Source organism: Paenibacillus sp. BIHB 4019 (genome assembly GCF_002741035.1).
Taxonomy (GTDB): Bacteria; Bacillota; Bacilli; order Paenibacillales; family Paenibacillaceae; genus Pristimantibacillus.
Genome location: NZ_CP016808.1, coordinates 2,286,539 through 2,302,088 on the forward strand (window position 1 = coordinate 2,286,539; position 15,550 = coordinate 2,302,088).

Below are 15,550 nucleotides of genomic sequence, written 5' to 3' on the forward strand. Positions count from 1 at the left end.
TGATAAGATACTATCATGAATGGTAGCGACTGAATAGCAAATAGCTGATTTTAGGTCTAGGGAGGACTCATAAATATGGCAAAAATAAATCAAGGCTTCGTCAGCCAAAGCGACGTTTTGCTGCTGGACGGCCTCTTTAAAACGTCACAGGAAGTTGGCGAGCGTTATCTGCACGCGCTTGATATCGACCGTTTTCTCGCTCCATGTTATGAGGCGCATGGCTTGGCGCCCAAGCAGCCGCGGTACGAAGGCTGGGAAGCCAGAACGATTAGCGGGCATTCGCTCGGGCATTATATGTCGGCACTTGCCGTCACCTATCAGGCAACGGGCCATGAGGCGCTAAAAGCGAAGCTGGATTATGCCGTATCGGAGCTTGCAGGCATTCAAGCGGCGACCGGCAGCGGATATGTTGGCGGCTTGGTCGAAACCCCTTTTATCGAAGCGATTAAAGGCACGGACATTGGCGGTTTTAGCATGAACGGGTATTGGGTTCCGTGGTACAGCGTGCATAAAATTTATCAAGGCTTAATCGATGCGTACACGCTGACGGGGAATGAGGAGGCGCTGCACGTTGTCAAAGCCTTTGCCGATTGGGCAGTAGATGGACTCTCGCAAATGTCGGAGGAGCAGACGCAGCATATGCTGGAATGCGAGCATGGCGGCATGAATGAAGTGTTTGCGCAGCTGTATGGCCTCACGGGACAAGCTGTTTATATGGAAGCAGCGGTTCAATTTACGCATAAAGCCATCATTTCGCCGCTGGAGCAGGAACGGGACGAGCTGCAGGGCAAGCATGCCAATACGCAAATTCCGAAGGTCATTGGTGTGGCCGAAATGTATGAGCAGAACAAAGATTTAACAAGCTATCGCACAGCTGCGGAATTTTTCTGGCATACGGTGGTCGGCAGACGCTCTTATGTTTTTGGCGGAAGCAGCCTCTCGGAGCATTTTGAAGCGATGGATATGGAAAGCTTGGGCATTAAATCGGCAGAGTCGTGTTTTACACATAACATGCTTGTGCTGACCCAATATTTGTTTAGCTGGGAGCAAAATAGCGCGTATATGGATTATTATGAAAACGCCTTATACAATCACATCCTCGGCACGCAGGACCCGCATACGGGAAATAAAACTTATTTTGCCTCGACGCTGCCGGGCCATTTCAAAATTTACGGCACCCACGATTCCGCTTGGTGGTGCTGTACCGGAACGGGCATGGAAAACCCGGGCAAATATGCCGAGGCGATTTATTTTGAAAAGCAGGATGATCTGTATGTGAATTTATATATGGCCTCCGAGCTCGAATGGAAAGCCAAGGGGCTGGTCATCAGGCAGGAAACAAGCTTTCCGTATTCAGACACCGTGAAGCTTGTTATTGCCGAGGGAACGGCAGAGGCTAATCTTAAGCTGCGCGTCCCATCCTGGCTGCCTTGTGAACTGGTGGCGGTCGTCAACGGCGAGCGCAAATATGTTGAAAACCAAGCCGGATACTTGACCATCAGCGGGACATGGAGCAAGGGGGATCATATTATGGTCACGCTGCCGCTGGCACTGAGAAAGTACACCGCCAAAGATAGCGCAAGCAAAATCGCCTTTCTTTATGGACCAATCGTGCTTGCGGGAAGGTTTGGCGCTGATGGCCTTCCGGAGGATACGATCGTCGATGAGACCGCATTAAGCATGAAGACGGCGGATGTGCCTGTGCTTTGGACGGAAAGTGAGAACCTGTCTGACTTCATCAGGCTGAAGGATGCCGAAACGCTGACATTTGAAATAGCGAAGGAAGTGACCTCCGATGGGAAGGGGGCAGCACTCGTGCCTTTCTACGCGCTGCATCATGAATTTTATACGCTGTATTGGAATTTGAATGACGAAGGCGATGCTTTTGAGAAGAAGCTGAATAAGGTGACTATCGATAGCGTACAGCCGGACGGGCAGCAGGATGAAATCGGTCATCAGCTTCAAGGCAACTGCTTAACGAGTTTATATAACGGGTCGTTTACGGATAATCAGAACAAGCTGCATATGTGGAGAGAAGCGTTTGGTGTCAGCGATGCATACTTCAGCTACCGGCTGGCAGTTGATGGATCGAACCCCAATAATCTTTGCGTAGCTTATTGGGGCGGCGATCATTTCCGCTTCGAGCATGAAGGTACGGCATATAACCGCGAGTTTGAGGTGCTGGTGGATGGCGAGATCGTCGGAGAGCAGACGATTCATTGCAACAAAATCGGCCATATTTTTTATGTAACCTATGAAATAGCAGAGCCGCTCACACGAGGGAAGGATAGTGTCATTGTCACCTTTAAGGCTAAGTCGCTTGCGAGCTGTGCGGGGCGTGTTGCCGGCGTTAGAACAACTAGCGCGGTAGTCAGTCCATAAGGCTGCGATAAAAAAGCGTGACACAAGAGGCGCAGTACAAAAGCAAGGGAAGCAACAGGGGCGACCGGGGCCATAAAAGGCTCCGGTTGTTTTGGCATTTTCACCGATTGAATCACAGTTGTGAACAAACCGCGAAAACAGTTCGATTAAAATCGAACATTGAAACTTCATCCCCAGTGTGTTATTTTCTTAAAATATAGGAAAGTATATGATTTCGCCAACCTTTCTCTACTTTTCTCGGACTGAAACGCGCTGTGCCGATAGAAGAAGGCGACAACCGTTTCACCTTGAAATATAGGAAAGGATATGAATATGCATCCATTCTCTATATTTCTCGGACTGAAACGTGCTGCGCCGATAGAAGAAGGCGACAGCCGTTTCACCTTGAAATATAGGAAAGGATATGAATATGCATCCATTCTCTATATTTCTCGGACTGAAACGTGCTGCGCCGATAGAAGAAGGCGACAGCCGTTTCACCTTGAATTCTAAGCATTTGCTTGAATAAAACGTTTGCTGTACTTTGCAAAATCTTTATTGTGGCTCGGGCCCCAGAATGCCGCCCGGTAAAATGGATATATTATTTTAAAACGAGGAAGAAGGTTTTTGAATCATGAACGAAACTTTAAATAATCAGATGATCGTGTTGGCAGCACGGCCTGAGGGAATGCCGACAGAGCAGCATTTCGCGATGAAGGACGCTAAGGTGGAGCAACCGGCGGAAGGGCAGGTTGTCGTCCGCAGCCTGTATTTATCGGTTGATCCCTATATGCGGGGACGGATGAATGACAGCAAGTCATATATTCCTCCATTTGCTTTAGGCGAGCCGATTGTCGGCGGTGTTGTAGGCGAAATTGTCGAATCGAAATCCGAGCAGTTTGCTGTTGGAGACAAGGTCCTCGGCATGCTGGGCTGGAAGCTGTACAATGTCGTGGATGCTGCCAGCGTTCGCAAGGTAGATGATCAAATGGCGCCATTGCCCGCTTATTTGAGCGTTTTGGGCCTTACAGGGCTGACTGCTTATTTCGGCTTGCTGGATATTGGACAGCCTAAGGCAGGAGAAACCGTCGTCGTATCTGGCGCAGCAGGCGCAGTCGGCATGATTGTCGGGCAAATTGCGAAGCTCAAGGGCGCTCGTGTCGTCGGTATTGCAGGAACGGACGAGAAAACCAGCTATTTGAAGCAGGAGCTTGGCTTCGATGAGACGATTAACTATAAGACGGTCGGCGATTTGGGCAAAGCGCTGGAAGCGGCATGTCCGAATGGAGTCGACGTTTATTTTGACAATGTCGGCGGCGACATTTCCGATCAGGTGCTGCTGCTGCTGAACACGCATGCGCGCATTCCGCTATGTGGAGCTATTTCCTCATACAATAGCAAATCGGGTGACATTGGCCCCCGGATACAGACGCAGCTGATCAAGACACGTTCGCTTATTAAAGGCTTTGTGCTGGGCGACTATGCCGACCGTACGGCTGAAGGCATTCAGGCGCTAGGACAGTGGCTCGGAGAAGGCAAGCTGAAATACGAGGAGACGATTGTCGAAGGCTTCGACAAAGTGCCTCAAGCGTTTCTGCAACTGTTTGAAGGCAAAAATATGGGGAAAATGCTGGTTAAAATTCCTTAGAATAAGCGAGGCTCTATTGGAGAGCTGTATAAGCAGGCTGATTAAGATCCCAAGAAGGCGCCGGCAAGGCATCGACGGAAATGTCGGTGCTTTTTTTCTATGTCCATAAACAATGCAGCATGAACAACATTTACAGCTTACGGATTAACATAGAGAAAGAACAGGCGCGCTGTCCTGTCCTTTCTTAACCTATAGGATAGTATATGACTTTTCGATCCATTCTCAATATTTTTACGCGAAGCAGCAGCTTTGCCGCCAGAGGACGGGTTCAGCCGTTTATGCTGAATAGATATGAGAATACACGAGCGATGAGTTTACGGTGCAATTAAGGTTAAATATCGACTCTCAATGTGCCCAGAAACTTGGCGACTTGCGGATCGTGGTACGATTGGAAAAGACTTTCCCGCGTATCGAGCATGGAAATTTGCTTGCTATCGTCCGCGCTCAGCTCAAAATCAAAAATGTCGAAGTTTTCGACGATCCGCTCTTTGCGCACCGATTTTGGAATAACAACAACTCCACGTTGAACAAGCCAGCGCAGTATAACCTGAGCGACGGACTTGTTGTATTTTTCCGCGATTAAGGTCAGCACTTCGTTGCCGAACATGTTGCCCAGTCCTTCAGCGAACGGCGCCCACGATTGGTGCTGCACTCCCTGCTCTTTCATAAAAGCGGCACTCTCGAACTGCTGGTAGAACGGGTGCGTTTCGATCTGGTTGACGGCGGGCACGATTTCGTTATGGACAATGAGGTCCATCAGACGGTCGGGCAGGAAGTTGCTGACACCGATAGCCTTAATTTTACCTTCGCGGTACAGGTCCTCCATCGCGCGCCAAGAACCGTAATAATCGCCGAACGGCTGGTGAATAAGGTATAGATCGAGATAGTCGAGCTGCAGCCTATTCAAGGATTTGGCAAACGCCAGCTTGGTGCTCTCGTGGCCGGCATCCTGAACCCAGAGCTTGGTCGTGATGAACAGCTCCTTACGCGGTACGCCGCTGCGCTTGATTGCGCGTCCAACCGCTTCCTCGTTCAAATAACCGGCGGCGGTGTCGATTAGGCGGTAACCGGCCTTCAGCGCTTCGTAGACGGCGTTCTCGCATTGTTCAGCATCGGGAACTTGGTAGACACCAAAGCCGATGATCGGCATTTGAACACCATTGTTCAATGTTACAGTTTGCATTGTAAATCCTCCCATTGTTCAAATGTGGAACGGCAAATGGCCGCGAATCCTGGAAATCGGGCACCACAGCGGGTGATTTCGCGTATAGCCGATTTGCAATATAATAAGCTTATCGCCTTCGTGTTACACGAAGTCAAGCGGTCTTATCATATTTTTTCCAAGGAGGATTACACATGCATACGGTCAAAGAAGCTGCCCTGATAACGGGGCTCACCGAGCATGCTGTGCGCTTTTATACCGATAAAGGGTTGGTGCCAAGCGTGCAGCGCAATGAGAATAATATCCGGCTGTTCGACGCAGAATCCATCAACTGGCTGTACGGCGTCAAATGCCTCAAGCAATCCGGGATGCCGATTGAGGTCATTAAAATGTACGTCGATCTATGTATTGAAGGGGATTCGACCATACCGCAACGCTGCGAAATAATGATGGAGCATAGAGAAGCGGCGCTCGTTCAGCTCGAAGAAGCCAAACGGCGTGTTGAACATTTAGAAGAGAAAGCCGCTCTGTATCAGGCTATTATGGAGCAGCGCACTCCGGACACGACCAATCCCGCCAACTGGGAAAAAATCAGGCATCAACATTGCGACGTGTTTTATTCGCCCGCTGCTTCACGAGGGGGCAAACAGTGAACGCTTAGTCATAGTATTCAAACGTGCCCCATGCTATCATTAAGAAGAAAAGAAGCAGCTTTTACAGCAATACCATACTAACGGAGGTGTTTTATGAAAGCGCTATTTATTGGAGGAACGGGCACGATTAGTTCTGCCATTACGAAGCAGTTAGTAGAGAGTGGATGCGAGCTTTATCTTTTGAACCGGGGAACTAGAAATGCAGATTTGCCGGCAGGTGTACATAGCATCAAAGCCGATATTAATAATGAGGAGCAGGTAGCTGAGCTTATTGCTGATCTGTCATTTGATGTTGTAGCGGATTTTATCGCCTTCAGACCAGAGCAGCTGGAGCGGGATTACCGCTTATTCCAGGGCAAAACGAAGCAGTTTATGTTCATTAGCTCGGCTTCAGCCTACCAGACGCCGCTGTCGGATTATCGCATCACTGAAGGAACGCCATTATCCAATCCATATTGGGAATATTCCCGCAACAAAATTGCTTGTGAAGAGTATTTGACTAAGCAGTACCGCGAGCAAGGCTTCCCCATCACGATTGTAAGGCCAAGCCATACGTATGACGAGCGCTCGATTCCGCTGGGTGTGCATGGCAATAACGGAAGCTGGCAGGTCGCTAGGCGTATGCTTGAAAATAAACCGGTCATCATCCATGGCGACGGCACGTCCCTCTGGACGATGACGCATAACAGCGATTTTGCCAAAGGCTTTATTGGCCTAATGGGGAACATCCATGCGATTGGCGAATCCGTGCATATCACGTCGGATGAGTCGGTGACCTGGAACCAGATTTATGAAACCATTGCGGATGCGCTCGGCGTAAAGCTGAATGCGGTGCATGTATCCTCTGATTTTCTCGCTGCGGGCAGCAAATATGATTTTCGGGGCGGCTTGCTGGGCGACAAGGCAAACTCCGTCGTCTTTGACAATGCGAAGCTGAAAAGGCTCGTTCCTGAATTTGTAGCTACGACGAGGCTTGATCAAGGCATCAAGCAGACGGTTGCCCACATTTTGGCCAATCCTGAGCATCAGAAGGAGGACGAGGAATTCGATCTTTGGTGCGATAAAGTAGTGAGTGCTCTGGCTGCTGCCGAAAAAGCTTTAGCCGAATAGCCCGCTTGAAGCGGCTGCTTCAGCATGATGCTTGTCTCTCATGCTGGAGCAGCCAATTTTTTCGGGATAATCCGCCTCCATAGCCGCCCAATTCGCCGTTTGAATTGATAACGCGATGGCAGGGGATGAGGATAGCCAGCTGATTGGCTCCATTGGCCTGGGCGACTGCGCGAAAGGCTGTCGGCTTTCCAAGTGCTGCCGCAATGTCGGAATAAGAACGAGTTTCGCCCGGCGGTATTTTCACCAGCTGTGCCCACACGCTTTGCTGAAACGGCGAGCCTAATAAAAATAGCGGCGTCTTGAATTCCGTCAATTTCCCGTCAAAATAAAGCGCCAGCTCCCGTTCAATGGACTGAATGGCTGCTGTTGTGCCGGGAATGATCGCGGATTTGGTCCTTTTGCGCAGACGCTCGACCTCGCGCTCAAGGCCCCTCCGATCTACAAACTCCAACAAATACAAGTGCTGCTCATCGCCAATCGCCATCATCGGCCCAAGCCGCGTATCGATCCATGACGCCTTCAGCACTTTGCCATCCTCCAATAAAGTAGGTGCCGCGCCCATAATACGGGAGAAAGCATCGCGAAACCCGCTGCTGGATTCATAGCCAGTCGTGAGCTGCGTATCCATAACCGATTGGCCAGCTCTAATGTTTTTCAAGGCGATGCCCATACGGCGGGCACGGGCATATTCGACGAAGGTCATGCCGAAGCGCTGCTTAAACTGGCGGCGAGCCGTTGATTCATCGACGGATAGATTTTTGAAATCCTGGCCCTTCCAGCGTTTTTCCGGGTTTTGCTCTACCGCTTCGACGAGCAGGCGAACGACCTCTGACACTTGATTGGGATGGGAAAGTGGCTGGCAGCGCTGGCACGGACGGAAAGACGCAAGCAAAGCCTGCTGCGCCGTCTCATAAAATTCGCAGTTTTCAAACTTAGGCTTGCGAGCGGGGCATGTTGGACGGCAAAACACGCCCGTCGTTTTGACTCCAACGTAAAAAACGCCCTCATATTCGGTATTTTTCTCTATTAAGGCCCTATAGCATTCGGGATAACGTTCGGCAGGTATCATGGCGTGCGCCCCTTACTTTTTCTGATGGATTTTATTATATCGATTCTTGCCGGCCGTTGCAGCCGAAAATCAGGCATTGATTTCACCGAGAAACGGCAGCTTTACCGCCGGATGACGGCTTCAGCCGTTTACGCTTGCTAATTTCCCGTTTATAATGAAACTTCCAAGCAAAGTCGTAACGATTATAGTAACAGGAATGGAGGGCATAAATACATGTCTAGCTTGCCAAATTGTCCACAGTGCCAGTCGCCATATACATACGAGGATGGGCTGATGCTTGTTTGCCCGGAGTGCGCGCATGAATGGAATGAAAATGCACAGGATAATGCCAATGAAGATGCGAAGGTTGTAAAGGATTCGAACGGCAATGTGCTGAGCGACGGTGATTCGGTCACGGTCATTAAAGATTTGAAGGTCAAGGGCAGCTCGCTCGTCGTCAAAATCGGTACCAAGGTCAAAAACATCCGGCTCGTCGAAGGCGATCATGATATTGATTGCAAAATTGACGGTTTTGGCGCTATGAAGCTGAAATCGGAGTTTGTTAAAAAAATATAGAGTGGAAACAGGAGGGATTGTACAGTGGAAATAGGGATTAGTACGTTTGTCGAAACCTCGCCCGATGTAGAAACAGGAGAGGTTATGAGCCATGCCCAGCGTATTCGCGAAGTCGTTGAAGAAATTGTGCTTGCGGATCAGGTTGGGCTGGACGTTTATGGAGTAGGCGAGCATCATCGTCAAGATTATGCGGCCTCCTCTCCAGTCGTTATTTTGGCGGCTGCTGCCGCACAAACGAAGCAGATTCGATTGACGAGCGCCGTCACGGTGCTGTCTTCCGCTGATCCTGTGCGCGTGTTTCAGGATTTTGCAACGCTGGATGGCATCTCAAATGGGCGTGCGGAAATTATGGCAGGGCGCGGTTCCTTCATTGAATCGTTTCCGCTGTTCGGCTATGATCTGGACCACTATAATGAGCTGTTTGATGAAAAGCTGGCGCTGCTGCTGAAAATTCGCGAATCTGAAAAAGTAACCTGGGCAGGCGGCCACCGCCCAGCCATAAACGATCTGGGCGTTTATCCACGCCCTGTTCAGAGCCCATTGCCGGTATGGATCGGCAGCGGCGGCAATCAAGAATCGGTTGTCCGCGCGGGCCTGCTCGGCCTTCCGCTTGTTCTCGCCATTATCGGGGGCAGCCCGATGAATTTTGCACCGCTGGTGCAGCTGTATAAGAGAGCAGCAGCCCATGCGGGGCATGATGCCTCGAAGCTGCCCATCGCTTCGCACTCGCACGGTTTTATTGCAGAGACGACGCAGCTTGCAGCAGACAAGTTTTTCCCTTCAACGCAGGCGGTTATGAATGTGCTCGGCAAAGAGCGGGGCTGGGGCCATTATGACCGTTCCAGCTTTGACGCTGCCCGGAGCATTGAAGGCGCGCTTTATGTCGGCGATCCCGAAACGGTTGCCCGTAAAATCATTAACCTGCGCAAACATGTCGGCATTACGAGATTTTTGCTCCATACGCCACTCGGTACGATGCCGCATGAGGACGTCATGAATGCCATCAAGCTGCTTGGCACGGAGGTTGCACCGCGAGTGCGCGAGGAAATTGCCAAGTGGGAAGCGAAAAACGAAGGAAAGACGAACTAAACACCATTGTGAATAAAAAAGCGCCTCTGGCTTGCAGGACTGCAGCTCTATTCAAGAGCTGAGCCTGCGAAGCACGAGGCGCTTTTTCGGTCGGCCCGGGGGATGGCGGTCCGATATTCAATGGTGTTACGTTAAGAGGAGGCATTAGCCAGATTATCGCCTAGCTTCTCGACACCGTCAAAGATGTGGTAGCCGTAGCCCCAGAAATCGTTAAAGTCGATAATGAACACTTTTTTGTTTTGGATAGCGGACATGCTTTGCAGAGCGGGATTTTCATAAATATTTTTCACGGATTCATTGATGTCCGGACCGCCTTTATAATCCGAGATGACAAGGAAATCAGGGTTTTTCGCAACGAGCTGCTCCGCGCTGATTTCACCGGAAACGTCGGCAAAGCTGTTGGTCACCTTCAACAGGCTAAGCGCCTCTGCTTGGAAGGTATCATTATTTGCGCTGTAGACAGCAATGGAATCCGGCGTGCTGCTTCCAATAAAAGCAAAGCTCTGCTCCTGATTGCCGGCAAACCGGGTCTCGATATCCTTGGCGCGCTGCTGCAAGCTTTGAACAAGCTCCTGCGCCTTATCCTGTACGTCGAAAATCTGTCCCATTTGCTCAATGTCTTTATAAAGATCACTGAGTACAGCACCCGGACGGGAGTTGTTTTGAATAAAAGTAGCAATATTGAGTTCGTTCAGCGAGTCAACCGTTCCGACGCCCCAATCCGCATCTGCAAATAGATCGCCACGGCCGAGGACGATATCCGGCTTCGCTCCGACGACCAGCTCCTTGCCGACATATGTCTCGGATAAGACAGGGATTTTAGCGAATGGCTCGGCAATGTCTGCCTCCACATCCCCGTAAAGGGCGGCGACGCCAACCACTTTATCCGTCAAACCAAGTCGGATCAAAATTTCCGCAGCGGACTGCGTATTCGCAACGATGCGCTCCGGTGCCTTCTCGAACGTTTGCGTCTTCGGCTGGAAGGAGCCGCTTTCTGCCGACAAATTGTAATTTTCAATGGTAAGCGGATAAGTGGTTTTGCCGCCAGGACTCGGAGAGGCTTCTACTACTGCTGCTGAAGCCGTCGCTTCGGCGGAAGGGCTCGGGGAGCTGCTCGGTGAATTGGTCGAGGCGGAAGAACAGCCAGCTGTTACTGCCAGAGCAAGGGGGAGTGCAAAAAACGTCATTTTACGCAAAAAACGAAACATATCCTACTAACCTCATTTCATATATTGTCTTTAATTGACGAAGAGAATCATTATCAATTATACTTAAAAACAGTCAGTTGTAAACTAAAATCGAAACAATGAATGAGAAGGCAGGGTAATGAGGAATGGCAGAGGTCAGTGTAAGTAGGCGCGAAGAGAAAGAAGCACTCATTCGAAAAAAGTCGCTGTTTTTAACTTTTATGCTCGTGCTCGCGGCTGTAATTGTGGTATCGATTGGCGTTGCGGTGTCAATCGGGCAGGTTAAAATTCCACTGGGGGATGCCTATCGTATTTTACTTTATAAGCTTACGGGCATTCAGCTCGGAGATGGAAGCGCTATGGAAGCAAGCTCTTATGTGGATATATTGTGGCAAATTCGCTTCCCACGCGTATTAATGGCGCTGTTTATCGGGGCTGGGCTTACGATGTGCGGTACAGTGATGCAGGCGGCAGTGCAAAATCCGCTGGCTGATCCTTATATTCTGGGCATTTCCTCAGGCGCTTCGCTGGGCGCGACCTTTGCCATTATGATCGGCTTTGGCGCGGGCGGTCTGCTCGGACAGACAGGAGTAGCCTTCTGGGCCTTCGCAGGCGCATTAGGCGCATCGCTGCTCGTTTTCATATTGGCCGGCATTGGCGGCAAAATGACGTCGGTCAAGCTGGTATTGTCCGGTATGGTCATTAATGCCCTTTGTACAGCGTTTGCCAACTTTATTATCTATATCGCGAATAATGCTGTTGGCATTAAGACGGTGACGTTCTGGACGATGGGGAGCCTCGCTGCCTCCAAATGGGACAAGCTTCCCCTCATATCGCTGGTTGTTGCAGTAGCGGCGCTGTTTTTCATTTTTCAATCCCGGATATTGAATACGATGCTGCTTGGCGATGATACGGCGGTTACGCTGGGCGTGGATTTAGCGGTTTTCCGCAAAATTTATTTGCTGCTGGCCGCGCTTATTACGGGCGTCATTGTAGCGAGCTGCGGTATGATCGGCTTCGTTGGACTGATTATTCCTCATATGGTGAGGGGAGTCGTCGGCTCCGATCATAGAAGGCTGATGCCGGCATCCATTTTGGTCGGCGGTCTTTTTCTGATTTGGACCGATGTGATTTCCCGGACAATTATTCCGAGCGTAGAGCTGCCTATCGGCATTATTACGGCGATGATTGGTGCGCCATTGTTCATGTACATGTTGGTCAAAAAAGGCTACGCCTTTGGAGGGAAATAACGATGAAGCTGACGGTGGATCATATTTCGGTATCGTTTGCGAGTACAGATATTGTGAAGGATATATCGCTCAAGGTGAACAGCCAGCAGTTTGTTGGCCTCATCGGGCCAAACGGCTGCGGCAAATCAACCCTGCTCAAAAGCATTTATAAAGTAATTAAGCCCAAGCAGGGACAGGTGTTTCTCAGCGACACGGATGTGCTGAAATCCAAGCCGAAGGTAGTATCACAGCAGCTTGGCGTTGTCGGACAATTTAATGAAATGAGCTTTGATTTCAATGTGCGGGAAATGGTCATGATGGGCCGGACGCCCCATAAGGGAATGCTGGAGACGGACAATCAGCGAGATGAGGAAATTGTGGAAGAGGCGCTGAGCAGGGTGAATCTGTCCCATTATGCGGAACGCAGCTACATGTCGCTCTCAGGCGGGGAAAAACAGCGTGTCGTTCTGGCGAGGGTGCTTGCGCAGCAGCCAAAGTTTATGATTTTGGATGAGCCGACAAATCATTTGGACATTAAATACCAGTTGCAAATTTTGAGCATCGTCAAAGGGCTGGGCATCGGCATTTTAGCCGCCCTTCATGATTTGACGCTGGCAGCAGAGTATTGCGATTATTTGTATATCATTAAGCAGGGGCAAATTTACGCGAGCGGAACGCCAGAAGAAGTATTGACGAAAGAGATGATCAGCGACGTATTCGATGTCAATTGCGAAATTTATAAAAATCCGGTAACGGGCGGGCTGGGCATTGCTTATTTAAATGCGCAGTAAGTATTTTTAGCAAGCGCCTAGACGCATAAGGCAGAGAGAAGGAATTTGGGGAAACCTGGGTTTCTTTTCTCTGCCTTATGCTTTTATCGGGTAAGGTGTCATGCTTATTAATAACTGACCACTAGTTCAGCCATGTTTTTATCCTTCTCCGGCCAGCGTAATCTGTCTTGCCGCAGCTTCGTTAGATGTTCTTCTACATTATCTGGGGCAAGAAGAACTCCGAAATAGGAGGGCACCTGATCATCATGAAGGTTCAGCATGCGTTCCAACATGAGGTTGCCTATTTTTTTTGAATAATGAGAGAGGTCATTGTAGTTTTCCCCTGTTTGCAGCGAGCTGGCCGAAATATGGTGATAGCCAGAAAAATCCCAAATGGGGGCGATTTGAACCAGCTGTCGTTTCCACTCCTCATATTGTGGCCACAGGCCATTTTGCCAATAGGTTTCTAAAACAATTGCATGAACAGGGCTGATATAAAGGAACAGCTGCAATTGATTTTGCTCGCATAGCTCGACTATTCGTTTTAAATCATTCAGGCTGTTTGCTGTCAGCTCCAGTGTAGCAGGAAGGATTTTTAATGTGCCTTCATTGATATGCTCAGGATAAACATATTCCTCATCAAAGCTGCCATCCATCAAATAGCGGGTTTCCGTATAGGTGGAGGTGTTATTATGGTTGTCTGACCATATTTTCCAACTCTCTTTAAGAGCCGGCTCGGTTAGTAAGGTAGAGAAGTAGTCCTTTAAATAAAAGGGGCTAGTCAAGCGCTCCTCGATGTAGTTGGCATGATTGGCTAGCTGAGGATCAAAGACTTCAAAATCTAAGCCAAAGTAAACGGTGTTTAGCTGTGGGTCAACCTTAAGCATAAAGTTAAGATATTGATAGCTTGTATAAGAAGTGGCAGCAGGCAGGCCTAAGTTATAGGTGCGTTCTCCAGTGAGCGATTGAATGAAAGCAGGGTCGAGCCTCATTGCTCTTGACGTTCCTAGAACAATAGCCTGAGGCTGCATTCGCTTGCCGAGATAGGTTTTAAACTGGTAGGGATCCCGATTTATGCTTTTGCGGTAATTATAGCTTTCCCCTGTAAAATGGTATAGCCCATACGGATCAATCCAATAATTGATGATAGCTGCTAGAAGCAGCAGCAGGGCGGTAGCGGTCAAAGTGGATAACGTCCATCGTCTATTATTTTTCATAGCATTCACCTTAAAATTTGAAGCATAAGAATTCAGATATTTTGGTTAGATTTAATAGAGCATACACGAGAATTAGGATGAAGAAGAGCGCATGAAAAAAATTTGGCTTAAAGGCTGCCATTTTCTCTGAACTATTTTTAAAGCAAAGCACAATTATAAATCCTATCCCAATCAAGGCGGCATATTTCCAATTCTCATTAATAGGGGTAGGAACAAATTGAATTCCGTAGGAAGCAAGAGGGGACAGCAGGTTTGACAATCCAATCGGTAACGTGAAGCCCTGGAAACCAAATAAGGCTTTGAAGAGCTGTAGGGATTGCTGAAAGCTCTCCAGTTTAAAGAAAACTAAAGTCAGATTTAAATAGCTGAAGGTAAGCAGCCAAGCGAGAATAGCGGGAAGCTTGATTTTAAATTTGCTCCATGTTCGATAGATGACGATTCCAAGACCTACAAGCAGCCCCCATACGATGAAGTTCCAACCCGCCCCATGCCAAATACCGCTCAACAAGAACAAAAGCAATAAGCTAAGATTGACTTGTGTAGTGGAGGATAGCCGAATCCCCCATCTAGGTGTTACTTTTCTAGTAAAGTAACGGTTCATTGGATAGTACACATATTCATAAAGAAAACGGGTTAAGGTAATATGCCAGCGAGAGGCCATGTCTTGAAATTGGGTCGCTTTATATGGAGAATCGAAATTGATGGGCAGCTTAATGTTGAAAAGCAGAGCCAGCCCAATTGCCATATCCGAATAGCCGCTAAAGTCAAAGTACAGCTGGAACGTGAAGGATAGAATGAATGCCCATGCATCGAAAAAGCCAATCGTATCAAGGTAACCCATGCCGCTTCCTACCGTTGTTGCAAATTGATCCGCTAAGATGACCTTTTTGAACAAGCCAATAGAAAAAATAAACAGGCCTCGGGAAATATTTTCGTAATTTATTTTGTGATTATGCTCATTTTGAAACTGGGGCATCATGATTTTATGATGGACGATGGGACCCGCAATTAGATGCGGAAAAAACGTGACGAATAAAGCGTAATTCATAATGCTGTAATTTTTCACCTTGTTTTTATAGCAATCAACAATAAAGGTGATTTGCTGAAAGGTGAAGAAGCTGATAGCCAGAGGCAAAGCAACATCAAGCAGTGTTACATTGGCAGAAAAGGCGAGATTAATATTAGAAAGCAGGAAATTGGCGTATTTGAAATAGCCTAGCAAGCCTAAATTAAAGAGAATACCAAGGATGAGGAGGGGCTTGCTTCTGTGGGTAGTTAAAAATTTGCCTAGAAAAAAATTGACCAGCATAGACAGAAATAGGATAGGCAGGTATCCAGGATTCCACCAGCCGTAGAAGAAGATCGAGCAGACTGCTAACCATGACCTTGAGATGGAGGGGGAAGCAATCGATGAGAAAAAGAAGTAGCCTCCAAATACGAGAGGCAAAAAACCGAAAATAAAAGCGGGTGAATTAAAAAGCATGAGGTGCACATCCTGTT

Annotated in this window: 13 protein-coding genes; 8 read left to right on the forward strand and 5 right to left on the reverse strand. The window is 48.6% G+C overall.

The features are described from left to right. Positions 1–75: 75 nt before the first annotated feature. Complete coding sequence (locus BBD42_RS09710; RefSeq protein ID WP_099517975.1) at positions 76–2,382, forward strand: beta-L-arabinofuranosidase domain-containing protein; 2,307 nt, start codon at positions 76–78, stop codon at positions 2,380–2,382. Between the two features lie 613 nt (positions 2,383–2,995). Then, on the forward strand, positions 2,996–4,009 hold the full coding sequence (locus BBD42_RS09715; protein WP_099517976.1) for an NADP-dependent oxidoreductase: 1,014 nt from the start codon (positions 2,996–2,998) through the stop codon (positions 4,007–4,009). A 331-nt stretch (positions 4,010–4,340) separates the two neighbouring features. On the opposite strand, the gene BBD42_RS09720 is transcribed toward BBD42_RS09715, so the two are convergent. Further along, positions 4,341–5,192, reverse strand: coding sequence for an aldo/keto reductase (locus BBD42_RS09720; RefSeq protein ID WP_099517977.1), 852 nt, complete (start codon positions 5,190–5,192; stop codon positions 4,341–4,343). A gap of 173 nt (positions 5,193–5,365) precedes the next feature. Here BBD42_RS09720 and BBD42_RS09725 point away from each other — a divergent pair, with 173 nt between their 5' ends. Both BBD42_RS09725 and BBD42_RS09730 read left to right on the forward strand, forming a co-directional pair. Then, positions 5,366–5,824, forward strand: coding sequence for a MerR family transcriptional regulator (locus BBD42_RS09725; protein ID WP_099517978.1), 459 nt, complete (start codon positions 5,366–5,368; stop codon positions 5,822–5,824). Positions 5,825–5,917: 93 nt separating this feature from the next. Further along, positions 5,918–6,934, forward strand: coding sequence for an SDR family oxidoreductase (locus BBD42_RS09730; RefSeq protein WP_099517979.1), 1,017 nt, complete (start codon positions 5,918–5,920; stop codon positions 6,932–6,934). 19 nt (positions 6,935–6,953) lie between these two features. On the opposite strand, the gene BBD42_RS09735 is transcribed toward BBD42_RS09730, so the two are convergent. Further along, positions 6,954–8,003, reverse strand: coding sequence for a bifunctional transcriptional activator/DNA repair enzyme AdaA (locus BBD42_RS09735; protein WP_099517980.1), 1,050 nt, complete (start codon positions 8,001–8,003; stop codon positions 6,954–6,956). 213 nt (positions 8,004–8,216) lie between these two features. On the opposite strand from BBD42_RS09735, the gene BBD42_RS09740 reads away from it, so the two are divergent. Together BBD42_RS09740 and BBD42_RS09745 are read left to right on the forward strand one after the other, a co-directional pair. Continuing rightward, positions 8,217–8,558, forward strand: coding sequence for a zinc ribbon domain-containing protein YjdM (locus tag BBD42_RS09740; protein WP_099517981.1), 342 nt, complete (start codon positions 8,217–8,219; stop codon positions 8,556–8,558). 24 nt (positions 8,559–8,582) lie between these two features. Then, positions 8,583–9,647 carry an LLM class flavin-dependent oxidoreductase gene (locus BBD42_RS09745; RefSeq protein WP_099517982.1) on the forward strand — a complete coding sequence of 355 codons (1,065 nt, stop codon included), beginning with the start codon at positions 8,583–8,585 and terminating at the stop codon, positions 9,645–9,647. 131 nt (positions 9,648–9,778) lie between these two features. Here the strand turns inward: BBD42_RS09745 and BBD42_RS09750 are convergent, their stop codons facing one another. Next, complete coding sequence (locus tag BBD42_RS09750) at positions 9,779–10,855, reverse strand: ABC transporter substrate-binding protein (RefSeq protein ID WP_099517983.1); 1,077 nt, start codon at positions 10,853–10,855, stop codon at positions 9,779–9,781. Between the two features lie 125 nt (positions 10,856–10,980). On the opposite strand from BBD42_RS09750, the gene BBD42_RS09755 reads away from it, so the two are divergent. Both BBD42_RS09755 and BBD42_RS09760 read left to right on the forward strand, forming a co-directional pair. After that, complete coding sequence (locus BBD42_RS09755) at positions 10,981–12,084, forward strand: FecCD family ABC transporter permease (protein ID WP_099517984.1); 1,104 nt, start codon at positions 10,981–10,983, stop codon at positions 12,082–12,084. A 2-nt stretch (positions 12,085–12,086) separates the two neighbouring features. Next, positions 12,087–12,854: an ABC transporter ATP-binding protein gene (locus tag BBD42_RS09760; protein WP_099517985.1), complete on the forward strand. Its 768-nt coding sequence runs from the start codon at positions 12,087–12,089 to the stop codon at positions 12,852–12,854. A gap of 107 nt (positions 12,855–12,961) precedes the next feature. On the opposite strand, the gene BBD42_RS09765 is transcribed toward BBD42_RS09760, so the two are convergent. Beyond that, a complete protein-coding gene (locus tag BBD42_RS09765; RefSeq protein WP_150131533.1) occupies positions 12,962–13,825 on the reverse strand; it encodes a hypothetical protein in 864 nt (287 codons plus the stop codon). A gap of 235 nt (positions 13,826–14,060) precedes the next feature. Next, positions 14,061–15,533, reverse strand: coding sequence for an MBOAT family O-acyltransferase (locus BBD42_RS09770; protein WP_099517987.1), 1,473 nt, complete (start codon positions 15,531–15,533; stop codon positions 14,061–14,063). Positions 15,534–15,550: the final 17 nt, after the last annotated feature.